Genomic DNA, 25972 nt, shown 5'->3' with positions numbered 1-25972 from the left:
GACGGTTTGTCAAGATTTTGGGCGGGATTTGAAAAGCAGCGCCCCTAGCAGGCCGAAAAGCACCGCAGCGGTGATCCCGCCTGCCGCGGCAGTAATGCCGCCGGTCAGAATGCCCAGGGCTCCCTTTTCAGCCACTGCCTCCGCCACACCCTTGGACAGCAGATAGCCGAAGCCGGTGAGGGGCACGGTGGCTCCTGCTCCGCCCCACTCCACCAGCCAGGGGTAGATTCCCAGGCCCCCCAGGATCACCCCGGCCACCACATAGAAGACCAGAATGCGGGCGGGGGTGAGGGAGGTCTTGTCAATGAGAATCTGCCCGATGAGGCAGAGGGTCCCGCCGCAGAGAAAGACCCGGGCATAGGTCCAGAAAATCTCCATGGATATACCTCACTTTCTGATGTCCAGCGCCACCGCATGGCAGATGGCGGGGATACTCTCCCCCTGCTGGGAGGAGGTGGGGGAGAGGAGAGCGCCGGTGCCGCAGAACAGGATACGTTTCCAGCGGCCTCCTGCCATACCGTTAAGGAGCATCCCGGCCAGCACCACTGCCGAGCAGCCGCAGCCGGAGCCACCGCAGTGGACGTCCTGCCCCTCCAGATCGTAGATCAGAGTACCGCAGTCATTGAAGTTTTTCAGGTCCATGCCGTCCCGGTGGAACCAGTCGGCCACAATGTCCCGGCCCAGCTGACCCAAATCGCCGGTGACGATCAGATCGTAGTCGGAGGGTTTGCGGCCTGTGTCCTGAAAATGGGCTGAGAGCGTGGAGTAGGCGGCGGGCGCCATAGCGGCTCCCATATTGGCGGCGTCCTTGATGCCCTTGTCCACAACCTTGCCGGTGGTAACGTGGGTGATATAGGGTCCCGGCCCCTGGTCGGCCAGAATGACGCAGCCCGACCCGGTCACCGTCCACTGGGCGGTAGGAGTGCGCTGGCCCCCATATTCCAGGGGGGTGCGGTACTGCCGCTCGGCGGAGCAGAAGTGGGAGGAGGTCATGGCCGCGATCTTTGTGCCGTATCCCCCGTCCAGCAGCATGGAGGCCAGGGACAGACTCTCCGCCATGGTGGAGCAGGCCCCGTACAGCCCCAAGAAGGGCACATCCTGTCCCCGGACGGCAAAGCCGGAGCCGATACACTGGTTGAGCAGATCTCCCGCCAGCAGGTAGTCCAGACCGGATACACTGAGGCCGGCCTTGCTGAGGGCGGCGGCCAGAGCCAGCTTCTGCATGGCGCTCTCCGCCTTTTCCCAGCTCCGTTCTCCAAAGGAATCGTCCTGGCTGATGTGATCGAAGGTGGCGGCCAGAGGACCTTCCCCTTCTTTTTTGCCCACCACGGCTGCGCTGCCGATGACCGAAGGCGGGTCCTGCAGGGCCACGGTCTGCCGGCCCAGTTTTTTGTTTGCCATATCCTCACCTCTGTTTGCTTGGGCGGCTGTCCGCCTGACAAATACTATTTTGAACGAAAAGTACGCAAAATATGACTCTGGATTTTGTAGGCGGACTGGCTGGTCAATCCGTCCTGTTTGCGTTATAATGTAACATATATATTGCCGGGTCACCGGCACAACCGGCCTTACGGGCCGAACGGGAGGTCCGCTATGGAAGAACAATCCAAACGTACCCTGGCCTATCTGTGCCCTTCCTGCCACCAGAGTGTAGCGGTGGAGCGTACGGTGTTTCAACTGGCGGCGTCCGCCAATGAACTGCCCTGTCCCTGCGGCAAGTCTGCCCTTCGGGTGGAGATGATGGGGGATCGGGTGAGATTGACGGTGCCCTGCCTCTCCTGCGGCCGGGACCACACCGTGACCTGCTCCACCCAGGCGTTCTTACACCAGAAGGTGCTGGCCTTTTCCTGCGCCCAGTCCGGCCTGGACTGCTGCTATGTGGGTGAAGAAGGTCCGGTATTTGCTGCCCTCCAGCGGCTGGAGGCCGCCGCCGATAAGCTGGAGCGGGCGGAAGGGGAGGAGAAAGGCGCCTTTTTGGACGAGCTGGTGATGCACGAGGTGCTCTCCGAGCTGAAGGAGATTGCCCAGCGGGACGGTATTTCCTGCACCTGCGGGTCCCACCGCTGGAAGCTCCAGGTCAACTACAGCTCCATTGATCTCTTCTGTGCCGACTGCGGAGCTGCCATGCGTATCCCGGCGGCTACCGACAATGACATTGACGACATCTGCTGCAAAACAAAGCTGGTCATCCGTGGTAAAAAGGAGGGGTAAGCGGTGTATTTTGAGGGCGGCTACCCCATTGATTCCCGGGATGTAGACCCCTGGAACCACTGTAAGCCCTCCGGCCTGATGGGTATTTTGCAGGAGGCGGCGGTGGCCGCGGCCTGTGAGCTCCATGCCTCCCGGCCGGAAATGATGGAAAAGTACAATTTGTTCTGGATGCTGGCCCGGATGTGGTACCGGCTGGACCGGCCCCTGAAGTGGAATGAGACCCTCAACATCCGTACCTGGCACCGGGGAGGCAGCGGAGCCTCCAGCTACCGGGATTTCGACCTGTTTGTGGACGGCAAGACGGTAGGTGAGGCGGTCTCCGTGTGGGTGCTGGCTGATGCGGATACCCACCGCCTGGCCCGTATGAGCAAGATTGAGGAGTTCCAGGGTACCGATGGCGGTGTGCTCTGCAAGGACAAGACCCTCTCCCGGTTCAAGCTGCCCCAGGAGATGGCGGCGGCGGATCATCGGGCTATGCACTACAGCGATACCGACATCAACGGGCATGTGAACAATGTTCGCTATGCCGACTTCATCTGCGATGCCATCCGAATGGATCAGCTGGGGCAGGATTTTTACGTCTCTGCCCTCCAGGTGGACTATCTGGCGGAGTGTATGGCGGGTGAGACCATCACCCTCTTTACCGGGGAGCAGGATGGCCTGCGATATGTCCGGGGCGCTGATACGGCTGGAAAAAGCCGTTTTGAAGGTGCGGTTACCCTGACGCCACTTGACAGAGCGTCTGCAATCAAGTAGAATAGGTAAAATTTTATAAAAAGAAAAAGGAGATGCACTATGGTCAACACTGACGAGCACCAGAAGTTTCTGAAGCAGGGCCTTACCTTTGACGACGTGCTGCTCATCCCCGCGGAGAGCGACGTTCTGCCTGCGGACATCGACCTGCACACCAGACTCACCCGCAAAATCAAACTGAATGTGCCCCTGATGAGCGCTGCCATGGACACGGTGACCGAGTACCGCATGGCCATCGCCATTGCCCGTGAAGGCGGCATCGGCATCATCCACAAGAATATGTCCATCGGCGCTCAGGCTGAGCAGGTGGACATGGTCAAGCGCAGTGAGAACGGCGTTATCACCAACCCCTTCTGGCTGGCTCCCGGCCATACGCTGGCCGAGGCCGACGCCCTGATGGCCAAGTACCGGATCTCCGGCGTGCCCATCTGTAAGGACGGCAAGCTCATCGGTATCATCACCAACCGGGACATGAAGTTTGAGACCGACATGAGCCAGCTGGTGGACAACGTCATGACCAAGGACAACCTGGTCACCGCCAAGGAGGGCGTCACCCTGGAGGAGGCCAAGGAAATCCTCCGCAAGCACAAGATTGAGAAGCTGCCCATCGTGGACGACGAGTACCGCCTGAAGGGCCTCATCACCATCAAGGACATTGAGAAGGCCACCGTGTATCCCAACTCCGCCCGCGACGACAAGGGCCGCCTGCTGGTGGGCGCCGCCATCGGCGTCACCTCCGACGTGCTGGATCGTGTGCGCGCTCTGGTGGATGCCGGCGCCGATGTACTGTGCCTGGATTCCGCCCACGGCCACTCCCACAATATTCTGGACTGTGTCCGCCGCATCAAGGCCGTCTACCCCGACGTGCAGCTCATCGCCGGCAACGTGGCTACCGCCGAGGGTACCCGCGCTCTCATTGAGGCGGGTGCCGACTGCGTGAAGATCGGTATTGGCCCCGGCTCCATCTGTACCACCCGCGTGGTGGCCGGTATCGGCGTGCCCCAGATCACCGCTGTCTATGATGCCGCCCGTGTGGCCGCTGAGTACGACATTCCCATCATCGCTGACGGCGGCGTGAAGTACTCCGGCGATATCGCCAAGGCTCTGGCCGCCGGCGCCAACGTGGTCATGCTGGGCTCCCTGCTGGCCGGCTGTGAGGAGTCCCCCGGGGACACCGAGGTCTATCAGGGCCGTCAGTTCAAGGTCTACCGCGGCATGGGCTCTCTGGGCGCCATGGCTTGCGGCTCCAAGGACCGTTACTTCCAGCAGAACAACAAGAAGCTGGTGCCCGAAGGCGTGGAAGGCCGCGTACCCTACAAGGGACTGACCGGCGACACCATCTACCAGCTCACCGGCGGCCTGCGGGCCGGTATGGGCTACACCGGCTGCCACAACATTGAGGAGCTGCACACCAAGGCTCAGTTCATGCAGATCACCGCTGCCGGTCTGAAGGAGTCCCATCCCCACGATATCTATATCACCAAGGAAGCTCCCAACTATACCGTCAATCCCCAGTAAGGTATGGAGCGTATCACCGAAAAGGATTCTTCCGGTCGCTGGAGCATCCCGTCGGAGCAGAACGAAGCTGCCGCTGCCCGTCTGGCCGCCTTTGAAAATGCCTATGAGCGCCTGATCGCCCGCCAGAGCGAGATTGCCGCCAAAATGGAGGCATTGAAGGCCCAGGGGAAGCAAAAGACGGCTCAGTTCCGGGAGCTGTTTGGGGAAAAGCTCATGAATCAGAATACCCTGGCGCTGTGGGAGACTTACGGCGTTCGGTAAAGTACCAAAAAGGGGACTGCCGCCTTTGCGGCAGTCCCCTTTTGTGCGCGGTGCATTGTGTGGGAGCGGTAAATATGCTATAATCTCACCACTGACCAAAAAGGAGGGAGTACCATGCTCAAGATGCTGTTGGGCCGGGCGGGCACCGGCAAGACCTACGCCATGCTTACCGCTATGGGGGCGGCTACCCGGCCACAGGTTCTCATCGTGCCCGAGCAGCACTCCCACGACATGGAACGGCAGCTGTGTGCCATTGGCGGAAACGCGGTCTCTCTCCACGCTGAGGTGCTCTCCTTCACACGGCTTGCTAACCGGGTGTTCTCTGCCCACGGCGGTCTGGCCGCGCCTACGCTGGACCAGGGAGGACGGCTGCTGCTGCTGTATACCGCCCTCAAATCGGTGTCCGATCAGCTCATGGTTTACCAGCGGCCCTCCCGCAAGCCTGCCTTTCTCAGCAGTCTGCTGGCCACGGTGGACGAATTGAAAAGCTGCTGCATTACCCCGGAACAGCTGTGGGAGGCTGGCAGCGATACCGGAGGCGGGGAGGGGGACAAGCTCACCGACCTCTCCCTTATCTTTGGCGCTTATGAGGCCTTGACCGCCCAACGGTGGGCCGATCCCAGGGACAAGCTGACCCGGCTGGCTGAGCAGCTGACCCGGACCAAATGGGCGGTGGGCAAGGACTTCTATGTGGATGCCTTCACCGACTTTACCCCCCAGGAGCGGCAGATGCTTTCCGCCCTGCTGGATAAGGGTGCCTCGGTGACGGTGGCCTTGACCTGCGATCAGCTGGAGGAGGATGAGGGGGGTACCGGTATCTTTTCCCCCGCCCGGCGTACTGCCCGGCAGTTGCTGCGGCTGGCCAAGGACCGAGGCGTGCCTGCTCAGGTGGAGGTGCTGACGGGGGACCGGACCGGCCGAAGAGTTGCCCTGGCCCATGTGGAAGGACAACTGTTTGCTGCCCGCCCTGCCCCTCTGGAGGAAGGTGGGGAGGAAATCACCCTCTTTACCGCCAACACCCCCTACTCCGAGGTGGAGTGGACGGCGGCGGAGATCCTGCGCCTGGTGCGGGAGGAGGGCTATCGCTTCCGGGACATCGCCGTGTGTGCCCGCAGCATGGAGGGGTATGGACCCACCATTGAAACGGTGTTTGCCCGCTACGGGGTACCGGTATTTCTCAGCCGCATGAGTGACATCCTGGAAAAGCCCATCCTAACCTTCATTACTGCGGCACTGGATACCGTATCCGGGGGCTACCGGTACGACGATCTCTTCCGCTGCCTCAAAACCGGCCTCACTGATTTGAGTCAGGAGGATGTAGATCTGTTGGAAAACTATGCCCTGACCTGGGGTCTGGAGGGAAGTGCCTGGACCGGCAAAAAGGACTGGACCAACCACCCCAAGGGCTATGGGCGCAAATTCACCGAGGAGGACACCGCCCTGCTGGCCCGGCTCAACGGCCTGCGGCGGCAGGTGACCGCCCCTCTGGAGGAGCTGCGGAAGCAGCCGGACAAGACAGGAAAGGGCCAGGCCATGGCTCTCTACCGCCTGCTGGAGGCTATGGGGGTACCCGAGCGTCTGGCACAGCGGACCCAGGAACTGCAAGAGCGGGATCAGGCCGCCCTGGCGGAGGAGTACGCCCAGCTGTGGGACATTTTGTGCGGCGGTCTGGAACAGTGCGCCCAGATCCTGGGGGATACCCCCATGGAGCTGGAGGAGTTCTCCAGACTGTTCTCTCTGGTACTCTCTCAGTACGACGTGGGTTCCATCCCTGTGTCCCTGGACCGGGTGAACGCTGGCGAAATGCCCCGGCTGGCTCACAAGGGTTACCGTGCGGTGTTCCTGCTGGGGGTGGACGACGGGGCTATCCCGGCGGTGTCCCCCTCTCCCGGCCTGCTCAGCGACGATGACCGCAGCCTGCTGGCCTCCTATGGCCTGGAGCCTGCCCCACGGACAGGGGACAAGCTGTACCGGGAGATGACCATCGTCTATGAGACCTGCGCCCTGCCTCGGGAACGGTTTTATGTCAGCTGGTCTGCCGCAGGGGCCCAGGGAGAAGAGCACCGCCCTGCCTTCCTGGTGTCAAGGCTGAAAGCCCTGCTGCCCAATCTGCGCCGGGTGGAAGAGGGAAGGCTGGACGGTTCCTTCCGCCTGGCGGCCCCACGGCCTGCGCTGGAGCTGGCTGGACGGTTCCCCCAGGCGGCGGCAGCCCTCACGGCTCTGCCGGAGTACGCTCCCCTGGTGGAGCGGATGACCTCTGCTGCCTGCCGGGAACGGGGGCGGCTGTCAAGACCGGCGGTGGATGTACTCTACGGGCGGCGGGTGCCCATGTCGGCCTCCCGAATGGACAAGTACAAGGCCTGCCACTTCTCCTACTTCATGCAGTACGGACTGAAGGCGGAGCCCCGGCGGGCCGCCGGGTTCCAGGCTCCTGAGTACGGTACCTTTATCCACTTTGTGCTGGAACACGTCCTCAAAGCCTGCCAGGAGCGAGGGGGCGTGAAGGAAGTGTCGCCCGAGGAACTGCGTGCCATTACCGATCAGGTGGTGGAGCAATATGTGCAGGAAGAGCTGGGGGGACTGGAGGGGGAGAGCCCCCGGTTCCAATATCTGTTCCGCCGCCTTCGCAAGTCGGTGTACGCCGTGGTGGACAACGTGGCCCAGGAGCTGCGGGCCTCTCAGTTCCAGCCCATCTCTTTTGAATTGGGCTTCGGCAGCGGCAAAGATTTGCCTCCGGTGGAGCTGAATGTGGACGGGATCACCGTCAGTATCTCCGGCTTTGTGGACCGGGTGGACGGCTGGGTTCACGACGGACGGCTATACCTGCGAATTGTAGACTACAAGACGGGACGCAAGTCATTTGACTTGACAGATATCTGGCATGGAATGGGCCTTCAGATGCTGCTCTATCTTTTCACGCTGGAGCGTGAGGGAAAAGACCTTTACAATCAAGATGTGACAGGGGCTGGCGTCCTTTACCTGCCCGCCAGAGACGCAGTGGTGGCGGGCAGCCGGGCCATGAGCGATGAGGCACGGCAAAAGAAGGTGGACACGGAGCTGCGCCGCAAGGGCGTGGTGCTGGACGACCCCGCCGTGGTGGCCGCTATGGAGGACCCGGAGGAGGGGCCCATCCGTTTCCTGCCTATCCGGGTAAACAAGAGCGGCCAGATCACCGGCGAGGCCTTGGTGTCCGCCCAACGGCTGGGCAAGCTGGCCCGGCACACCGACCATATCCTGCGGGAGATCGGTCAGGAACTGGCGGCAGGCAACATCAACGCCGACCCCTTCTGGCGGGGACCGGAGCACAATGCCTGCCAGTGGTGCGACTACGCTGCTGCCTGCCATTTTGAGGAGGGCAGGGGGAACGATAAAAAGCGGTGGTTGCCCACAGTCAAGAGCGAGAAGTTCTGGGCGGCTGTGGAACAAGAGTAAAATTGCCTCCAGTTTCGGACAGGCTATAGAAGGCCTGGTGTTTAAATCCAACCGAGCAAGCACAAAATCTCCTTAAGAGATAAGAGAAAGGAACTAAAACTCTATGGCGTTTTTTGGAAGCTTTTTGAGCAACACAAGCAACTTCCTCTACACCTATATTTTGATTGCCCTGCTTATCTTCGCGGGGCTCTACTTCACCATCCGCACCAAGGGCGTCCAGTTCCGCCTGTTCCCTGAGGCCATCCGTGTGCTGGGGGAGAAGAAGAAGGACGGCAAGGATATCTCGTCCTTCCAGGCCTTGATGATCTCCACCGCCTCCCGGGTGGGTACCGGCAACATCGCCGGTGTGGCCAACGCCATCATCGCCGCCACCCTCATCGGCGGCTACGGCGCGGTGTTCTGGATGTGGCTGCTGGCCCTCATCGGTGCCGCCTCCGCTTTCATTGAGAGCACTCTGGCCCAGTGCTACAAGGAGAAGCACGGGGAGAACTGGGTAGGCGGCCCGGCCTACTATATCCAGAAGGCGCTTGGCAGCCGGTTCTTCGGCGTGGTGTTCGCCGTGCTGCTCATTGCCTGTTTTGCCTACGGCTTCAATGCCCTCCAGGCCTATAACGCCGGTTCCGCCCTCCAGTATTATCTGCCCGACTACTCCAACAGCATCTGGCCCATGGTGGTGGGCGCGGTGCTGGCCATCCTCACCGGTGTGTGTATCTTTGGCGGCGTGCGCCGCATCAGTGCCATCACCTCCGGCATCGTGCCTGTGATGGCCGCCATCTATATCGCTTTGGGCCTCTTCATCACCATTAAGAACATCGGCCAGGTGCCCCACATGATCTCCCTGATCTTCTCCCAGGCCTTCGATCCCAAGGCCATGTTTGCCGGGATCGGCGCCTCCTGCATCATGCAGGGCATCAAGCGGGGCCTCTACTCCAACGAGGCCGGTATGGGCTCCGCTCCCAACGCCGCTGCTGCCGCTGATGTGTCCCATCCGGTGAAGCAGGGCCTGGTGCAGATGCTGTCCGTGTTCATCGACACCATTGTGATCTGCTCCACCACCGCCTTTATGCTGCTCCTGTCCGGGGTGCCCATTGACGCCTACAGCGAGGGCATGAACTTTGTCCAGGCGGCGGTCCACGCCCAGGTGGGTTCCTTTGGCCCCATCTTCATTACCGTTTCCATTTTCCTCTTTGCTTTCAGTTCCCTGGTGGGTAACTACTACTACACCGAGTCCAACTTTAAATTCATTCGTGACTCCAAGACCGGCCTGATTATCTTCCGGCTGACCTGCGTGGCGGCCATCTTCATCGGTGCCCAGATGAATTTCTCCATGGTGTGGGACCTGGCTGATGTGCTCATGGGCCTGATGGCGCTGGTGAATCTGGTGGCCATTCTGCTGCTGGGGGGCAAGGCCCTGAAGGTGCTGAAAGATTATGTGAACCAGAAGAAGGCGGGCAAAAACCCGGTATACCGCTATGAGGAGGTGGGCGTAGGCGACCCCCAGATCTGGGACGAGGCCCACGCCCGCAAGTGGGAGAACTGATATTCCGTAGATAAAACCCGATCCCATAGAAAGGGGGAAACCAGATGGCCTTTTCCCTGACAGAAGAACAACAGGCGGCGGTAGATAACCGGGGGGGCGGCCTTCTGGTCTCCGCTGCGGCGGGCTCCGGTAAGACCCGGGTGCTGGTAGAACGTCTGCTGGCCCGGGTGGAGGAGGGGGCCGACGTAGACCGCTTCCTGGTCATCACCTACACCAAGGCTGCCGCTGCCGAGCTGCGGAGCCGTATTGTGCAGGAGTTGTCCGACCGGCTGGCTCTGCGGCCCACCGACGGCCACCTGCGCCGTCAGGCCACCCTGGTGTACAAGGCGGGCATCTCCACCATCCACGCCTTCTGTGCCCAACTGCTGCGGGAGTGCGGCCACCTGCTGGATCTGGACCCGGATTTCCGGCTGTGCGACGAGGGGGAGGCGGGCATCCTCATGCTCCGCGCCCTCAACGATGTGCTGGACAGGCGGTATGAGGCCATGGACAGCGATTTTGCCCAGTTGGTGGACACCATGTCAGCCGGGCGGGACGACGCCCGGCTGATCCAAATCGTGCTGGACATCCGGGGCCGGGTCCAGGCCCACCCCAATCCCGCAGCTTGGCTGGAGGAACAGGAGCGGACCTTTGCTCTGGAGGGAATCTCCGACCCGGTGCAGACACCCTGGGGGCAGCTGCTGCTGGCTGATGCCGCCGGGCAGGCCGCCTATTGGCGGCGGCGGATGGAGGAGGCCCGGGATCTGTGTGAGCGGGACGCCAATCTGCTGGCCAATTACGGGGACAGCGTAGCCCAGACCGCCCAGGCCTTACAGCAGTTTGTGGAGGCGGCGAGCCAGGGGTGGGATGCTGCCCGGGCTCTGCTGCCTATTCCCTTCCCCACAGTGGGACGGAAGAAGATGGTGGATGACCCCGCCGCCGTGGAGCGGGTGAAGGTCATCCGCAGCGCCTGCAAAAAGCGGCTGGAAAAACTGGAGGACTGGTTTGCCGACAGCGGGGACGACCTGTTGGCTGACCTGCGGACGGTGTACCCCGCCATGCGGGGGCTGTTCGCCCTGGTGCGGGACTTTGAGGAGGCCTATGCCGCCGAGAAGGCCCGGCGTGGGCTGGTGGACTTCTCCGATCTGGAGCATATGGCGGTACGCCTGCTGGTAGGGGAGGACGGCCAGCCCACCGAGCTGGCCCGTCAGTGGAGCACCCGGTACGATGAGATCATGGTGGACGAGTACCAGGACACCAACGAGGTACAGAACGCCATTTTCTCCGCTCTGTCCAAAGATGGGACTAATCTGTTTATGGTGGGCGACGTGAAGCAGTCCATCTACCGCTTCCGTCTGGCCGACCCCACCATCTTCCTGGGCAAGTACCGCTCCTTCAAGCCTTACACCGAGGCTGGAGAAGGGGAGGAGCGGCGGGTCATTCTATCCCGCAACTTCCGTTCCCGGCCCGAGGTGCTGGAGGGATGCAACGACCTGTTCCGGGCCGTCATGTCGGTGCCCTTTGGTGAGATGGAGTACTCCGACGACCAGGCCCTCTACCCCGGAGCCCCTTTCCAACCGGACTCCACCTACTGCGTGGAGCTGGACGCCCTGGACGGGGATATCGATGGAGAAGAGGGCGCGGAGAAGGTGAGCCGGGACCTGCTGGAGGCCCGGTTTGCCGCTCGCCGCATCCAGGAGCTGCTGGACCAAAACTTCCCTGTATCCGACGGGGAGGGGGGCACCCGGCCAGTGCGTCCCTCCGATATGGTGATCCTGCTCCGTTCCCCCAACACGGTGCTCCGCCACTATGCCCGGGCCCTGGCTGAGCGGGACATTCTGTGGGAGGCCGAGGGGGGCGGGAACTTCTTCGGCTCCACCGAGATCTCGGTGGCCCTGTCCCTGCTCCAGATTGTGGACAATCCCCGGCAGGATGTGCCCCTCATCTCGGTACTGCGCTCCCCGGTGTACGGCTTCTCCGCCGACCGGCTGGCTGAAATTCGCTCGGCCAGCCCGGACACCGACTTCTACGCCGCCCTGGCTGCCGACGACGGGGCGGACAGCCGGGCTTTTTTGGCCGAGCTGGACGACCTGCGGTTTGGGTCAGGGGACATGAGCAGTCACCAGCTGCTGTGGCACATCTATGACCGCACCAATTTGCTGGGTATCTTCGGCGCCATGGAGGAGGGAGAGACCCGGCAGGGCAACCTGCTGGCCCTGGCCGAGTTGGCCCGGCAGTTCGAGGGGGAGGGCCACAAGGGCCTGTTCCGGTTCCTCACCTACCTGACCCGGCTGAGGGAGAACGGAAACACCCTGATGCCTCCCACCCCCGGCCGCACCGGCGGCGGAGTGCGGATTATGAGTATCCATAAATCCAAAGGTCTGGAGTTCCCGGTGGTGCTGCTGTGCGGTCTGGCCCGGCGGCTCAACCGGGAGGACATGAGCCGCCCAATTCTGTTCCACCCCAAGCTGGGTGTGGGCCCCAAGGGTCTGGACGTGGAGCGGGGCATCGAATATCCCACTCTGGCCCGGATGGCGGTTGCCCGCCAGCTGGAGCGGGAGATGATGGCGGAGGAGCTGCGGCTTCTCTATGTGGCTATGACCCGTGCCAAAGAGAAGCTGATCCTGTCGGTGGCCCTCACCGGAGGGGGGAAGGATCTGGAGAAGCTGGCAGGGGACGCAGGTGATCCGGTGGACCCCCAGGTACTGCTGGCCTGCCAGAGTGTGGGCCAGTGGGTGCTGCTCCATGCTCTGTGCCGCCCTGAGGCGGGAGCCCTCCGCCGGGCGGCAGGACAGGACGAGGTGGTCTTGGATACCTCCTTTGGTCCGGCGTGGGACATCCGATTTGTGGATGGAACGCCCTTGGCGCAGATGCCGCCTCACCGCTGGACAGCTCCGCAGCGGGAGCAGGAAGAGGAAGAAGGTGGGGAGGATCTGACCGACCTGCTGCGCTGGACCTATCCCCATGAGGCGGAGGTGGCTATTCCCTCCAAGCTTACCGCTACTCAGCTGAAGGGCAGGGCTTTGGACGAGGAGGCGGCGGAGGAGGCCCCACGGCCTGCCAGACCTCTCAGCTTTGGACGGCCCCGGTTTGCCGCCGAGGAGATGGGTCTCACCGCCGCTCAGCAGGGTACCGCCCTTCATCAGGTGCTCCAGTACATCGACTTTGAGCGGTCCGAGACGGTGGAAGGGGTGCGGGCGGAGATAGCCCGCCTGGTGGAACAGCAGTACATCACCCCCCAGCAGGGGGAAGCGGTGGACCCTGCCCCCATCGCCGCCTTCTTCCAGTCGGACCTGGGGCAGGAGCTGCTCTCCTCCGTCTCCCTGCAGCGGGAGTTCAAGTTCTCCATTCTGGAGCCCGCCAACCGCTACTATCCCCAGGCGGGAGAGGAGGAGCAGGTGCTCTTCCAGGGCGTGGTGGACTGCTACTATGAGACCCTGGAGGGCATCACGGTGGTGGATTTCAAAACCGACCGGGTGACCAAGCGCACTGTGGCGGAACGTGCAGAGCACTACCGCCCCCAGCTGGAGGCCTACAGCCGTGCCCTGGCGGAAATCACTGGGAAACAGGTGATTCGCCGGGTGCTGTGGTTCTTTGCGTTGAACCAGAGTGTGGATCTGTAGCAATTTGAAAATTTCTGAAAAAAACTGTTGCAATCCACCAGGCTTTGTGCTATTATATTCTAGCGTTTATAAGGCGTGGAGGTTTGCTGCGCCGCTTCATCCGGAACGAGAAAGAGGTGAACACAACAATGAAGGAAGGCATCCATCCCAACTACGAGCAGACCACCATCAAGTGTGCCTGTGGTAATGTGATCGAGACCGGCTCTACCAAGAAGGACATCCGCGTGGAAGTTTGCTCCAAGTGTCACCCCTTCTTTACTGGCAAGCAGAAGATGGTGGATACTGGCGGACGTGTCAGCCGCTTCAACAAGAAGTTCGGCCTGGACAAGAAGTAAGTCCGTATACAAGGGCCCGTACCGGTTTCGGTACGGGCCCTTTTTTACTCCTATTAGCACCTTTCTTTTTTTCGAAAAGACACATATAATAGAGCAGAGACAACAGGAGGTGTGCGCTATGTTTGAAAAGATCGACCCCAAGGCGTTGGATCAAAACGTCTTTTCCCTCATCGGGGATCAGTGGATGCTCATTACCGCCGGAACCAAGGACCAGTGCAACACCATGACCGCCAGCTGGGGCGGCCTGGGGGTGCTGTGGGGCAAGCCGGTGGCTACGGTCTACATCCGGCCCCAGCGGTACACCCTGGAGTTTGTGGAGCGGGAGGACACCTTTACCCTGTGCTTCTTTGGAGAGGAGTACCGGAAGGCTCTGGCCCTGTGCGGTTCCAAGAGCGGCCGGGATGTGGATAAGGTGAAGGAGTGCGGCTTCACGGTTGCCACGGCGGAGGGCGCCCCCTACTTTGAGGAGGCCGACCTGGTGCTGGTGTGCAAGAAGGCCTACTGGCAGGACATGGACCCCACCCACTTCCTGGACAGGGAGATCGACAGCAAGTGGTACCCCGAAAAGGATTATCACCGTATCTTCATCGGCGAGATCCTGGAGGTCTTGCGGAAAGTATAACGTAGGGGCGCACCCTGCGCCCATCGGAGGACACATGACAGAAAACCAAGAGAAAAAAGCAATCAACCGGGCAGTGCTGGTGGGCCTCAACGCCCACTGCCTGTCCGAGGCGGAAAATGCCGACGACTCCTCCATGGAGGAGCTGGCCGACCTGCTGGAGACGGCGGGCGGCCAGTGCGTGGGCACCGTGTTTCAAAATAAGGATACCCCCGATCCCCGTACCTTCATCGGTGAGGGCAAGGTGGCGGAGGTAAAGGAACTGGTGGACGCCATGGGGGCGGACATGGTTATCGTGGACAACCCCCTGTCTCCCTCCCAGCAGCGTGCCCTGTCTGAGGACCTGAAGGTCCAGGTGCTGGACCGGGCGGCCCTCATTCTGGACATCTTCGCCCAGCGGGCCCGCACCAAGGAGGGCCGTCTCCAGGTAGAGCTGGCCCAGTATCAGTACCTGCTGCCCCGACTGCTAGGTATGTGGACCCACCTGGAGCGGCAGGAGGGCGCCATCGGCACCCGCGGTCCCGGTGAGACTCAGCTGGAGACTGACCGGCGGCACATCCGCCGGAAAATCCAAAAGCTGCGGGAGGAACTGGACCAGGTGCGCCGGGTGCGGGCTACCCAGCGCTCCCGCCGGGAGAAAAATGAGGTGCCGGTGGTGGCCATCGTAGGCTACACCAATGCCGGCAAGTCCACCCTGCTCAACAAGCTGACCGGGGCGGACATCCCCGCCAACAACCGGCTCTTCGATACACTGGATACCACCACCCGCACCCTGGAGATTTCCGACACCTGCACGGTGCTCCTCAGCGATACGGTAGGCTTCATCCGCAAGCTGCCCCACCATCTGGTGGAGGCCTTTAAGGCCACCCTGGAGGAGCTGTCTTACGCCGACCTGCTGCTCCACGTCATCGATACCTCCAACCCGGAGTGGCGGGAGCAGGCTGAGGTGGTGGAGAAGCTGATCTGTGAGCTGGGCGCCGAGCAGACTCCCCGTATCGACGTATTCAACAAGATCGACCGCTGCCCCAGCGAGATTTTGCCCCACGGCGAGGACATCGTGTCCATCTCTGCCAGGACCGGCCAGGGGCTGGACGAGCTGCTCAGCAAGATCGGCGACCGGCTGGACACCGGCGCCCATCGGGTGGTGCTCCACATCCCCTATGACAAGGGCGGCATTGTGGATCTGCTCCACCGGGAGGCCAAGGTGGAGCGGGTGGACTACGGCGAGTCTATTGAGGTGGAGGCTGTGTGTACCCCCATTCAGCTGGGCCGGTTAAAGGACTATATTGTGTCCGGCTGGACGCCCCCCAAGGAGTTTTGGGAAGATTAAGGAGGGCAACACCATGAGACCACTGGAGACCGAGCGCCTGATTCTGCGTCCCTTTACCGAGGAGGACGCGGCCAATTTGTATGCCTATGCCAGCCACCCGGAGGTAGGGCCTTGGGCGGGGTGGAAGCCCCACGCCGACGAGGCGGAGAGCTTACGGGTAATCCGGGAGATCTTCCTGCCCTCTGACACCCTTGCGGTGATTCAAAAGTCCGACGGGCGGCTCATCGGCTCCGCCGGGTTTGTGGGCAAGCACCGCACCGAGCTGGGCACCCCCAGCGAGGAGGTGGGCTACTCCCTGGCTCGGGACTGCTGGGGCCAGGGCCTGATCCCAGAGGCGGTGGAGGCCATCCTCCGCCATTCCTTTGTGGACCTGGGCTATGCCGCTATCTGGGCCGCTTACTACGACGGCAACCGCAAATCCAAACGGGTGATGCAAAAATGCGGCATGACCTACCGCCTGTCCCGGGTGGAGCCGGTGGAGCAGCTGAATGAGACCCGGCTGGCTCACTATTTTGCCATTACCAGAAGGGAGTGGGAGGCCAGATGACCGAATACTACATTCCCACTGCCCCCTCAGAGACCGAATTTGTGGAGAAGCGCTCCCGGTTCATCGGCCATGTCTGGCCGGTGGAGAGCGAGGAGGAGGCCCGGGGTTACATCGAGGCCATGAAGAAGAAGTACTACGACGCCCGCCACAACTGCTGGTGCTACCGCATCAAGGAAGGCGGCGTGGAGCGCTACTCCGACGACGGAGAGCCCCAGGGCACCGCCGGTCAGCCCATGCTCAACGTGTTCCAGCGGGAGGAGGTCACCAACGTGTGCTGCGTGGTGACCCGTTACTTCGGCGGGGTGCTGCTGGGGGCGGGCGGCCTGGTGCGGGCCTACACCCAGAGTGCCAAGGACGCTCTGGATGCCGCCGGGATCTCGGTAGTGCGCCGGTGGGTGGAGACCGCGGTGACCTGCCCCTACTCCTTCTTCGAGCGGGTGCGCCAGGAGGCCGAGGCCCAGGGCGGCGTGCTGGGAGAGAGCGAGTACGCCGCCGACGTTACCGTCCATGTGCTGCTGCCCGAGGAGAACACCGAGGCTTTCGCCGCCCGGCTCACCGAGATGACTGCAGGAGGTGTGGATCCCATGACTTTGGGAGAAGCCTTCCGGGCAGTACCCATCAAATAAAAAGCGTCCCCACGGCAACGCCGTGGGGACGCTTTTTATTTGATGGTCAGCAGCAGCAGGTCTTTGGTGGGCAGCTCCAGCCACAGAGGATCGCGCTGGGACAGAGCGGCCCAGCGGTCCTTCTCCAGCTCAATGCGCAGACGGGAAAAGCCCTGGCTGCCGCCGGGGGTGGACAGCATGACCACCGTGGAGAATACGTTCTCCACCACCCGCTCCACCTGGCAGGGGAGTGCGTTGGGGCCGGGGCCCTCCACCGGCCTGATGTAGTGGGCCCGGACACCGATATGGGTCAGCCCTTCCGGCAGCGGCTGGCCTGGGTCCAGGGTCACGCCCCAGTCCAGAGCCTCTACCTTGCCGTCCGCTGTGGCCTTGGCCCGGGACACATTCTTGCAGCCGGACAGCAGACAGGCCGACAGGGTGCGGGGAGCCTCAAAGAGTTCATGCACCGGCATCATGGCCTGGGAGCGGCCATTGTCCAGTACACACACCTGTTGGCACAGCCGCTGCACCTCATCCCGGTTGTGGGTGACGAAGAGCACCGGTCCGGAAAAGGCGGAGAGAATGTCGGCCAGCTCCAGTTCCACCTGCCACTTCAGATAGCTGTCCAGGGCGGAGAAGGGCTCGTCCAGCAGCAGCACCTCCGGCTGGCTGGCCAGGATGCGGGCCAGGGCCACCCGCTGCTGCTGGCCGCCGGACAGCTGCCGGGGGTATTTGTGCTCCTGCCCCTCCAGGTAGAAGGAGGAGATCAGGCGGTTTACCGTCTCTTTTCGGGCGGCTTTGTCCTGTACCCCCACGGCAATGTTCTGGGCCACCGTCATGTTGGGGAAGAGGGCGTAATTCTGGAAGAGATAGCCTACTTTCCGCTTCTGCGGGGGCAGGCCAATGCGACGCTCCGAGTCGAAGAGTACCTTATCATCCAGCACAATGCGGCCCCGGTCGGGTTTTTTGATGCCAGCGATGCACTTGAGGGTGAGGCTCTTGCCGCAGCCGGAGGCACCCAGCAGGCCGGTGACCTGGCCGCTTTCCGTTTCAAAGGAGCAGTCCAGCTGGAATTTACCGAAGTCTTTGTGAATGTTAACCTGTAACCGCATCACTCCACCTCCCCGGAGACAGGAACGGCCCGGCGGCGGGGCCGACGGTCCTTTTTCTCCAGCATATTGACACACAGCAGCACCACGGCGGAGATGGCCAGGTTGATGAGTACCCATACCATGGCTCCGGCATCATCCCCGGTGCGCCACAGCTGGTACACCGTGGTGGAGATGGTAGCCGTCTTACCGGGGGTGTACCCGGCAATCATGGCGGTGGCGCCGTATTCGCCCAGAGCACGGGCGAAGGACAGCACGGTGCCTGCGATGATGCCCTGCTTGCAGTAGGGCATCATGACCCGCCAGAAAATCCAGGTATTGGACTTGCCCAGGGTGCGGGCGGCGTGGGCCAGAGTCACGTCGAAGGACTCGAAGGCTCCCCGGGCAGTGCGGTACATCAGAGGAAAGGCCACCACTGCCGAGGCGAAGATGGCCGAGTACCATACCATGGTCAGCCGCAGGTCAAAGACCTCCAGGAACCACAGGCCGATGGTCCGCTTGGGGCCCAGCAGCCGCAGCAGGAAATAGCCCACCACGGTGGGGGGGAGGACCAGAGGGAGGGTGAGGACCACGTCCAGCACGCCCTTCACCAGCCGGGGCAGCTTGGCCACATAGTAGGCCGCCAGAATGCCCAGGAAGAAGATAAGCACCGTGGAAATGGCGGCAATGCGCAGGGAATTCAAAAGGGGATAGAGATCCAGAACCGATCACCTGCCTTATCAAATGGGCCTGCCGCACGGCGGCAGGCCCTTGCGTTTACTGAATGACGGTAAATCCCACGCCCTCCAGCACGGCGATGGCGTCGGCGTCGGTGTGCAGATAGTCCAGGAAGGCCTGGGCGGCGGCCTGGCTGGCCTCGCTGCCGCCGCACTTCATGACGGCGGCGGGGTAGATGACCTGATCGCACATCTCGGCGGTGGCCTGATCCACTACGTTGAGCTCATAGGTAAAGGCGTCGGTTGCGTAGATGATGCCGCAGTCAACAGCGCCCTCCTTTACCTGATTGGCCACCTCGGATACGTTGGAGGCGTAGGTCACCTTGCCGGCGTCCTCCAGGGCGGCGATGTCGATGCCCAGGGTGTCCAGAATCTGGAGGGAGTAGGCCCCCACGGGCACGTCGTCGTTGCCCAGGCAGAGCAGGGACAGCTTGTCGGTGGCCAGATCGGAGAAGGACTGGATGTCCTTGGGGTTGTCGTCAGGTACCGCCAGCACCACCTTATTCTCCACAAAGTTGATGCGGGTGTCGGACTGCACGAAGTCCAGCCCCTCATTGGTGCCGGTGGTATCGGTGCTGTCCAGCTGGTTCATCTGCTTCTGAGCGGCGGAGATAAACAGGTCGCACACAGCGCCCTCTTCGATCTGGGTCTTGAGGGTGCCGGAGGAGTCAAAGGTGAAGGTGAGCTTCACGTTGGGAGCCACCTCTTTGTACAGGTCGGCGATCTGAGTGAGTGTGGCCTCCATGGAGGCGGCGGCGAACACCACCACTTCCACCTCTTCGGACTGAGCGGGGGTGGGAGTCTCGCTGTTCTGAGCGGGGCTCTGGGCGGCACCGGAATTGCCGCCGCAGGCGGCTAACGCCAGGATCAATGATAGGGACAGGACCAGGGATACGATTTTTTTCATACTGCATTCTCCTTTACAAAATGGTAGGCGATCCCGTTTCCAGGAGCGCCCCGGCCCGCCGCCATGACATCAAAGGTTTTAGGCGTTACGGGCTCGAAGAATTCAGGACTTATCTTAACGGGCGCAGTTACCCGTAGTCCCCCTTAAAATCTCCAGGCCGTGGGCCAGAGAGGGAAGAATGAACTCCAGGCACTCCCGCACCGCCTTGGGACTGCCGGGCAGGTTGACCATGAGGGTCTGTTTGCGGATGCCCGCCGCCGCCCTGCTCAGCATGGCCCGGGGGGTGATCTGGAGGGACTGCCACCGCATGGCCTCGGCAATGCCGGGGGCGGGGCGCTCGGTGACCGCTAGGGTGGCTTCCGGGGTGAGATCAGTGGGGGAGAAGCCGGTGCCGCCGGTGGTGAGGACCAGGTCGGCCAGATCGTTGTCGCACAACCGCTTTAGCTCGCCGCCCAGCGGCTCCAGCCCGTCGGGCAGCAGGGCGGTGTGGACCACCTCATAACCTGCCGCCTCCACCATTTCCCGGATCACGGGACCGCTCTTGTCCTCCCGCTGTCCGGCATAGCCGGAGTCGCTGAGGGTGATGATGGCTACCCGCATATTCAGCCCTCCTCCACGATGGTGAGGTCGTCCCCCACCGAGATGGTGCCCCCATGGAGCACCTTGGTAAATACGCCCTCCCGGGGCATGATGCAGTCGCCCATGACCTTGTAGATCTCACAGTGGGCGTGGCACTGCTTGCCCACCTGGGTCAGCTCCAGCACCACGTCGTTGCACTTGAATTTGGTGCCGATGGGCAGGGTCTTGAAGTCGTAGCCCTCCACCACCAGGTTTTCCCCAAAAGCACCGTCATCCACCACGGCACCTCTGGCCCGGAAGGCCTCCACCTGCTCGTGAGAGAGCAGGGATACCTGACGGTGCCACTTGCCGGCGTGGGCGTCTCCCTGGATGCCCCAGTCCTCCACGAACTGGGCGGAGCCCACATTTTTCTTCTGGGTGCCCTTCTGTTCACTGACACAGACAGCGATCACTTTGCCCATGGTCTTATCCTCCAATTTGATTCATGTTGCGGCCCTCGTCGGCCGCCTCCCGCTGTCCGCCGAAGTGGTGGCTGGCGGGTTTGTGGTTGATAGCGTCTGCCATGGCAGTTTGCAGGGCCGTATCGTCGGCGCCAGCGTCCAGCAGAGCCTTCAGATCCACCCCGTGGTCGTATTGCAGACAGGTCTTGAGAAAACCGGTGGCAGTGAGCCGCACCCGGTTGCAGCTTTGACAGAACTGATGGGACACCGCACTAATAAAGCCCACCTTGCCCTGAAAGCCGGGAAAGGTCACATTCCGGCTGGGCCCGCCCAGAGCATCGGAGGGGCAAGGAAGGGCGAGGCCGAAGGCGGTCTCCAGCTGCCGTAGCACCTCCTCCTCGGTGCGGCGAGTGAGGGTGTCCCCCAGACCAATGGGCATCAGCTCGATGAAGCGGACGGTCAGGTCCCGGTCCTTTGCCAGCGCGGCCAGAGGCACCAGCTGGGCGTCATTGCCGCCTGAAGGGACGCAGTTGACCTTAACGGTGAGGCCCGGCGCGGCCAGGGCGGCCTCCAATCCAGCCAAAGCCCGGGGCAGCTCGTCTCGCCGGGTGAGGGCAGCAAACTGGGCCCGGTCCAGGGTGTCCAGGCTGAGATTGACTCCATCCAGCCCGGCCTTCAAAAGGTCGGGCAGCTGGTTGGCCAGCAGTACCCCGTTGGTGGTAAGGCTGACGGTGCGGATGCCGTCGATGGCTTTTAACTCCTGCACCAGATTGGCCAGACCCTTGCGGACCAGAGGCTCGCCGCCGGTGAGGCGCACCTTTTCCACCCCCAGAGAGGCGGCCAGACGCACCAGGCGGATGATCTGCTCATAGGTGAGGATGGCGCTGTGGTCCACCCACTCTACGCCCTCCTCGGGCATACAGTAGCGGCAGCGCAAATTGCACCGGTCGGTGACCGATACCCGCAGATAGCGGATGTTTCGTCCAAATTGGTCAAGCATGGCCGCCACTCTCCTTTACTAAGCGGAGCAGAAAGCGGGCCGCCTCGTGGGGCTGGTCCAGGGGCAGCACCGGTACGTCGGGTACCTCCAGAGGCAGATCGGTGACCAGAGCCAGCAGGGTGGCCGGGTCGGACACCGGTTCCTCCGAGTTGCCCTTCCGTACCACCTCCAGCTTGGGCCAGCCGGTGTGCTTGAAGCCCTCCAGCAGGATCAGATCCGCTTCAGGGAATTGCGTGATGAGGAAGTCCTCTGTTACAGGCTGCTTCTTCACGATCTTAAACTTTTCCCCATCAAAGATGGCGGTGCCTGCCGCACCAGCGGCCATAAAGCGGCCGGTATCGGTACCGGGCGGGTCTGCGTCAAAAGAATGGCCGTCGTGTTTGACTACTGCCACAGTGAGACCCGCCTCCGCCAGCAGGGGGAGCATGGCCTCGATGAGGGTGGTTTTGCCGGAATTTTTCACCCCGGACACCGCCACTACCAGGGGCTTAGCCACGGTCATACACCCCCGACTTGCCGCCCTCCTTGTGGACCAGATGGATGCCGCCCAATTCCATCCCCTTGTCCAGGGCCTTACACATATCGTAGATGGTAAGCAGGGCTACAGAGACGCCGGTGAGGGCCTCCATTTCCATGCCGGTTTTGCCGGAGAGCTTGACGGTGCAGGTGGCCCGCACGGCGCAGGCCTCTTCCAGAATTTCGAAATCCACCGACAGGTGGCTGAGCAGCAGGGGATGGCACAGAGGGATCAGCTCCCAGGTGCGCTTGGCGGCCATAATGCCCGCTACCCGGGCCACACCCAGCACGTCGCCTTTGGCGGCGGTGCGTCCGGTGATAGCCGCCAGAATGGGCGGGGTGACTTTGATGGTGCCCTCGGCCACCGCTGTGCGATAGGTGGGCTCCTTGCCGGTCACATCCACCATAATGGCGTTGCCGGCCTCGTCAAAATGATTGAAAGCAGGTTCCATAATAACCTCCTTATAGAATCGATATCAGGTGCTCACAGCAGCCACACCTGGATGGCCTGTCCAGCCTCCACCGGTGGAGTGCCTGCCGGCAGCTCCGCCAAACAGTTGCACCCCACCAGGGAGGCCAGCTGGCCGGAGGAGTGACCCACCGGCAGCGTCACCTGCCCGTCCTCGTATCGGCCACGGAGGAAACGACGCCGGGGACTGGGTTTGTCATAGGGGGTGGTCAGGACGGCCTGCTGCCGTCGGGGGAGCAGGTGGGGCTCTCCCGCAAGCGTAGCCAGCAGGGGCTGAGCCAACAGTTCAAAGGTGGTGAAAGCGGCAAAGGGGTTGCCAGACAGAGACAGGATCGGCTTACCATTATACTGGGAGAACATAGCCGGGGTGCCCGGCTTCAGGTCCACCTTCCAAAATACCCGCTCCGCCCCCAGCAGGGGGAGGGCCTGATGAAAGATATCCTTGTCACCTACCGACACGCCGCCGGTGGTGATGAGCAGGTCACAGCCCTCCAGCATTCCCTCCATGGCCTTCGCCACAGCGGCGGGGGAGTCGGCGGCATGGCGGCAAAGAGAAGGTATGCCAAGCTCCGTCAGCCGGGCGGTGAGAAGAGCCCCGTTGGAGCCGTAGATCTTCCCGGGAGGGAGGGGCTGCCCGGCCTCCACCACTTCGTCCCCGGTGGTGAGCAGCCCCACTTTGGGCCTGCGTCGCACGGCTACCTCTGTGATACCGGCGCTGGCCAATACGCCAAGGGCGGCGGCGTCCAGTCGGGTGCCTGCCGGGAGCAGCAGGCTGCCTGTCCGGTAGTCCTCACCTTGGTAGACATAATTCTTATAAGGGGGGAGAGAGGCGTAGATGGACACCGGGTCGCCTCGGTCAGTATCCTCCTGACGGAGTACGCAGTCACAGCCTTGGGGCAGCATGGCTCCCGTCATGATGCGGATGGCCTGTCCGGGCAGAAGAGGGGATTTTGCTTCATCTCCCGCATACAGGGTATCTACCACCGGCAGACAGATGGGGTGGTCCCGGTCCGCCCCGGCGATGTCAGCAGAGCGGAGAGCATAGCCGTCCAGAGGGGAGCGGTCAAAAGGTGGCTGGTCAACAGGGGCAGTTACGTCAGATGCCAGGGTACGGCCCAGAGCCTGAAGGGCGGGCAGTGTCTCCGATCCCAGGGGGGACAGTTTACCGGTTATCAGCTCAACTGCCTGTTCCAGCGAAATGCCCGTGACCATAGTCAACACCCCTTGCCGAAGGGGCAGATGGGATAGTGGCACTCAGGGCAGCCCAGGCACAGGCCGCCATGGCCCAGGGCCTTCAGATCAGAGCGACTGACCCGTACCCCGGCGGCGATGCGGGGGAGCACCAGGTCGAACACAGTGGCCTTGGCGTACATAACGCAGCCAGGCAGGCCCAGAATGGGGGTACCGTCGGCAAAGTAGCCCAGCAGGAACATGGCTCCCGGCAGCACCGGAGCGCCGTAGGACACGATGTCCGCGCCGGTGTCCTTGATGGCCTTGGGGGTCTTGTCGTCCGGGTCCACGCTCATGCCGCCGGTGCACAGGATCAGGTCCACCCCCTTGGCCTTATAGTCCAGGGCGGCGGCGGTGATGGCGGCCATGTCGTCGCCGGGGAGGCAGTGCTCCGTGACCTGGATGTCGTAGGCAGCCAGCTTGTCGATGATAACGGGGGTAAAGGTGTCCTCAATGAGGCCCTTGGCCACCTCACTGCCGGTAGTGATGAGACCACAGGTTTTCAGCTTCCAGGGGGTGAGGGAGAGGATGGGACCGGTGCCGGCTCGCTCCTCCACCTGCCGTAGCTTGTCCTCGGCGATGACCAGAGGGATAATGCGGGTGCCCGCCAGCTTGTCCCCCTTGTGAACGGCGGTGTTGGTGTGGCGGGTGGCGATCATGATCTCGTCCTCACCGTTGAGGGCGTTGAGCCGCTCTACATCCACCTGAAACAGGCCGTCGATGTCGGCGATGAGCTCGATCTTGCCCTCCTTCACAGCGGTACCGTGCATATGCTCATTCTGGCACAGGGCCTGAAGGCGGAGGGCGGCCTCGTCCTCATGGAGCATCCCGGGCTGGCGCTCCCACACATAGAGGTGCTCCTTGCCCATGCTCAGCAGCACCGGGATATCCTCCTCGGTGATCACATGGCCCTTGCGGAACCGGGCGTCCTTGGTAACGCCACGAATGATCTGGGTCAGGTCGTGGCAGAGCACATGGCCCACCGCGTCGCGGGTATCGATCAGTTTCATCATCTGTTCCTCCCAGTAAACAAAAAGAGGTACCGTCCGATCCGGTACCTCTGGACAGAAGGGTACAATACCCCCCTGTGAAAGAGACTCCTTTTCAAAGACGGAAGGCCGTGCCGTTTCCAGAACGACCCTGGCGGTACGCCATAGGCCAGGCCCTTAGGCGGTTCCGCTCGGAGCACACTCAATTTTCATCAGCATACCACATTTTTTGTTAGATTGCAATGGCCAAGGTGGCACGGGTGTGGTACACTACAGAAAGAAAGGGGAGAGGAGCATGAGAGAGCTGCGGGGACGGTTTGCCCCCAGTCCCAGCGGGCGGATGCACCTGGGCAATCTGTTTTCCGGGCTGCTGGCCTGGTTATCGGTGCGCTCCGCCGGGGGGACTATGGTGCTGCGGATGGAGGACCTGGACCCGGACCGGTGCCGGGCGGAATACGCCGATCAGCTGGCTGACGATCTGCGCTGGCTGGGTCTGGACTGGGACGAGGGTTATCAGACCGGAGGACCTCATGGACCCTATACCCAAAGTGACCGTACAGAATTGTATGCGGACGCCTTCCGAGATCTGGAGAAAAGAGGGCTGATCTACCCCTGCTTCTGCACTCGGGCGGAGCGGCTGGCTGCCTCAGCGCCCCACAGGAGCGACGGACAGGTGATCTATGGTGGCAAGTGTAGACGCTTGACAGAGAAAGAGCGGGCGGAATTGGGTGAAAAACGTTGTCCCGCCTGGCGTTTGATGGTGTCTGACAGGAATATTAGCTTTACAGATAAACTGCAAGGAGCCTATACCGAAAACCTGCTCAAAGACTGCGGAGACTTCATTGTGCGCCGGTCTGACGGGGTGTATGCCTACCAGCTGGCGGTGGTATACGACGACGGGGCCATGGAGATCAATCAGGTGGTGCGGGGGCGGGATCTGCTGGATTCCACCCCCCGGCAGATTTATCTCTACGAGCTGTTGGGACTGACCCCGCCGGAGTTCTGCCACGTGCCTCTGCTGCTGGCCCCTGACGGCAGACGGCTGTCCAAGCGGGAGCGGGATCTGGATATGGGGGCTCTGCGGCAGCGGTTCACACCGGAGGGGCTGACCGGCTTACTGGCCTTCTGGGCCGGGCAGCTGGACAAGCCGGAGCCGGTGCGTCCGGCGGAGCTGGCCAAGGACTTTGACTGGGCGAAAGTCCCGGCGGAGGATATTGTGGTCCATCCCGACCAACTGTAAAAAGGACGCCGCGGCACATTGCCG

At 62.2% G+C, this 25972-nt stretch carries 25 protein-coding genes and 2 riboswitches; of the genes, 13 read left to right on the top strand and 12 right to left on the bottom strand.

Annotated features, from left to right (window positions below; genetic code table 11):
- Positions 1-9 precede the first annotated feature (9 nt).
- Both spoVAE and spoVAD read right to left on the bottom strand, forming a co-directional pair.
- The gene (gene spoVAE, locus B5G42_RS02525; RefSeq protein ID WP_087266337.1) at positions 10-378 is read right to left on the bottom strand and encodes a stage V sporulation protein AE; all 369 of its coding nucleotides are present in this window, start codon (positions 376-378) and stop codon (positions 10-12) included.
- A 9-nt stretch (positions 379-387) separates the two neighbouring features.
- Complete coding sequence (gene spoVAD / locus B5G42_RS02520; RefSeq protein WP_087266335.1) at positions 388-1401, bottom strand: stage V sporulation protein AD; 1014 nt, start codon at positions 1399-1401, stop codon at positions 388-390.
- Positions 1402-1593: 192 nt separating this feature from the next.
- Between spoVAD and B5G42_RS02515 the strand changes: the two genes are divergently transcribed.
- From B5G42_RS02515 to B5G42_RS02460, 12 genes are all read left to right on the top strand, one after another.
- A complete protein-coding gene (locus B5G42_RS02515; RefSeq protein WP_087266333.1) occupies positions 1594-2211 on the top strand; it encodes a hypothetical protein in 618 nt (205 codons plus the stop codon).
- Between the two features lie 3 nt (positions 2212-2214).
- Positions 2215-2967 (top strand): acyl-[acyl-carrier-protein] thioesterase, encoded by a 753-nt coding sequence (locus B5G42_RS02510; protein WP_087266331.1) that lies wholly within the window; start codon positions 2215-2217, stop codon positions 2965-2967.
- A gap of 39 nt (positions 2968-3006) precedes the next feature.
- Positions 3007-4482, top strand: coding sequence for an IMP dehydrogenase (gene guaB, locus B5G42_RS02505; RefSeq protein WP_087187407.1), 1476 nt, complete (start codon positions 3007-3009; stop codon positions 4480-4482).
- Positions 4483-4485: 3 nt separating this feature from the next.
- Entirely contained in the window at positions 4486-4743 is a 258-nt protein-coding gene (locus B5G42_RS02500; RefSeq protein ID WP_087266329.1) for a hypothetical protein, read from the top strand.
- 114 nt (positions 4744-4857) lie between these two features.
- Positions 4858-8175 (top strand): PD-(D/E)XK nuclease family protein, encoded by a 3318-nt coding sequence (locus B5G42_RS02495; RefSeq protein WP_087266327.1) that lies wholly within the window; start codon positions 4858-4860, stop codon positions 8173-8175.
- Positions 8176-8299: 124 nt separating this feature from the next.
- Positions 8300-9715, top strand: coding sequence for an alanine/glycine:cation symporter family protein (locus B5G42_RS02490; RefSeq protein WP_343286682.1), 1416 nt, complete (start codon positions 8300-8302; stop codon positions 9713-9715).
- Between the two features lie 44 nt (positions 9716-9759).
- Positions 9760-13317 carry a helicase-exonuclease AddAB subunit AddA gene (gene addA / locus B5G42_RS02485; protein ID WP_087266323.1) on the top strand — a complete coding sequence of 1186 codons (3558 nt, stop codon included), beginning with the start codon at positions 9760-9762 and terminating at the stop codon, positions 13315-13317.
- Positions 13318-13445: 128 nt separating this feature from the next.
- Positions 13446-13652, top strand: a complete 207-nt coding sequence (gene rpmE / locus B5G42_RS02480; RefSeq protein ID WP_007489589.1) for a 50S ribosomal protein L31 — start codon at positions 13446-13448, stop codon at positions 13650-13652.
- A 118-nt stretch (positions 13653-13770) separates the two neighbouring features.
- Entirely contained in the window at positions 13771-14274 is a 504-nt protein-coding gene (locus tag B5G42_RS02475; RefSeq protein ID WP_087266321.1) for a flavin reductase family protein, read from the top strand.
- Between the two features lie 34 nt (positions 14275-14308).
- Positions 14309-15601: a GTPase HflX gene (gene hflX / locus B5G42_RS02470; protein ID WP_087266319.1), complete on the top strand. Its 1293-nt coding sequence runs from the start codon at positions 14309-14311 to the stop codon at positions 15599-15601.
- 13 nt (positions 15602-15614) lie between these two features.
- Entirely contained in the window at positions 15615-16148 is a 534-nt protein-coding gene (locus B5G42_RS02465) for a GNAT family N-acetyltransferase (RefSeq protein WP_087266317.1), read from the top strand.
- Positions 16145-16774: a YigZ family protein gene (locus B5G42_RS02460; RefSeq protein ID WP_087266315.1), complete on the top strand. Its 630-nt coding sequence runs from the start codon at positions 16145-16147 to the stop codon at positions 16772-16774. Before B5G42_RS02465 ends, B5G42_RS02460 begins: the two co-directional genes overlap by 4 nt.
- A 35-nt stretch (positions 16775-16809) precedes the next feature.
- Here B5G42_RS02460 and B5G42_RS02455 read toward each other — a convergent pair whose 3' ends face one another.
- The 10 genes from B5G42_RS02455 to B5G42_RS02410 form a co-directional block, all read right to left on the bottom strand.
- The gene (locus B5G42_RS02455) at positions 16810-17865 is read right to left on the bottom strand and encodes a sulfate/molybdate ABC transporter ATP-binding protein (protein WP_087266313.1); all 1056 of its coding nucleotides are present in this window, start codon (positions 17863-17865) and stop codon (positions 16810-16812) included.
- Positions 17865-18563, bottom strand: a complete 699-nt coding sequence (gene modB / locus B5G42_RS02450; RefSeq protein ID WP_087266311.1) for a molybdate ABC transporter permease subunit — start codon at positions 18561-18563, stop codon at positions 17865-17867. The genes B5G42_RS02455 and modB overlap by 1 nt, the downstream gene beginning before the upstream one ends.
- A gap of 55 nt (positions 18564-18618) precedes the next feature.
- Positions 18619-19485, bottom strand: a complete 867-nt coding sequence (gene modA / locus B5G42_RS02445) for a molybdate ABC transporter substrate-binding protein (protein WP_087266309.1) — start codon at positions 19483-19485, stop codon at positions 18619-18621.
- Positions 19478-19596: riboswitch (molybdenum cofactor riboswitch) on the bottom strand. Its footprint overlaps the gene before it by 8 nt.
- A gap of 3 nt (positions 19597-19599) precedes the next feature.
- The gene (locus B5G42_RS02440) at positions 19600-20085 is read right to left on the bottom strand and encodes a MogA/MoaB family molybdenum cofactor biosynthesis protein (RefSeq protein WP_087266307.1); all 486 of its coding nucleotides are present in this window, start codon (positions 20083-20085) and stop codon (positions 19600-19602) included.
- A 2-nt stretch (positions 20086-20087) separates the two neighbouring features.
- Positions 20088-20525 carry an MOSC domain-containing protein gene (locus B5G42_RS02435; RefSeq protein ID WP_087187394.1) on the bottom strand — a complete coding sequence of 146 codons (438 nt, stop codon included), beginning with the start codon at positions 20523-20525 and terminating at the stop codon, positions 20088-20090.
- 4 nt (positions 20526-20529) lie between these two features.
- Entirely contained in the window at positions 20530-21504 is a 975-nt protein-coding gene (gene moaA / locus B5G42_RS02430; protein WP_087266305.1) for a GTP 3',8-cyclase MoaA, read from the bottom strand.
- On the bottom strand, positions 21497-22000 hold the full coding sequence (mobB, locus tag B5G42_RS02425) for a molybdopterin-guanine dinucleotide biosynthesis protein B (RefSeq protein WP_242961105.1): 504 nt from the start codon (positions 21998-22000) through the stop codon (positions 21497-21499). Before mobB ends, moaA begins: the two co-directional genes overlap by 8 nt.
- Positions 21993-22472 carry a cyclic pyranopterin monophosphate synthase MoaC gene (gene moaC / locus B5G42_RS02420; protein WP_087266301.1) on the bottom strand — a complete coding sequence of 160 codons (480 nt, stop codon included), beginning with the start codon at positions 22470-22472 and terminating at the stop codon, positions 21993-21995. Before moaC ends, mobB begins: the two co-directional genes overlap by 8 nt.
- Before the next feature lie 32 nt (positions 22473-22504).
- The gene (gene glp / locus B5G42_RS02415) at positions 22505-23701 is read right to left on the bottom strand and encodes a molybdopterin molybdotransferase MoeA (RefSeq protein WP_087266299.1); all 1197 of its coding nucleotides are present in this window, start codon (positions 23699-23701) and stop codon (positions 22505-22507) included.
- Positions 23702-23703: 2 nt separating this feature from the next.
- A complete protein-coding gene (locus B5G42_RS02410) occupies positions 23704-24729 on the bottom strand; it encodes a molybdopterin-binding protein (RefSeq protein ID WP_087266297.1) in 1026 nt (341 codons plus the stop codon).
- 71 nt (positions 24730-24800) lie between these two features.
- A riboswitch (molybdenum cofactor riboswitch) is annotated at positions 24801-24917 on the bottom strand.
- A gap of 86 nt (positions 24918-25003) precedes the next feature.
- On the opposite strand from B5G42_RS02410, the gene gluQRS reads away from it, so the two are divergent.
- Complete coding sequence (gene gluQRS, locus B5G42_RS02405; protein ID WP_087266295.1) at positions 25004-25948, top strand: tRNA glutamyl-Q(34) synthetase GluQRS; 945 nt, start codon at positions 25004-25006, stop codon at positions 25946-25948.
- Positions 25949-25972: the final 24 nt, after the last annotated feature.

This window comes from Flavonifractor sp. An91, assembly GCF_002159225.1.
In the GTDB taxonomy this organism is placed as follows: Bacteria; Bacillota; Clostridia; order Oscillospirales; family Oscillospiraceae; genus Flavonifractor; species Flavonifractor avicola.
The sequence above is the reverse complement of the archived record's forward strand: the minus strand, read 5'-3'. Positions and strand labels throughout refer to the sequence as shown.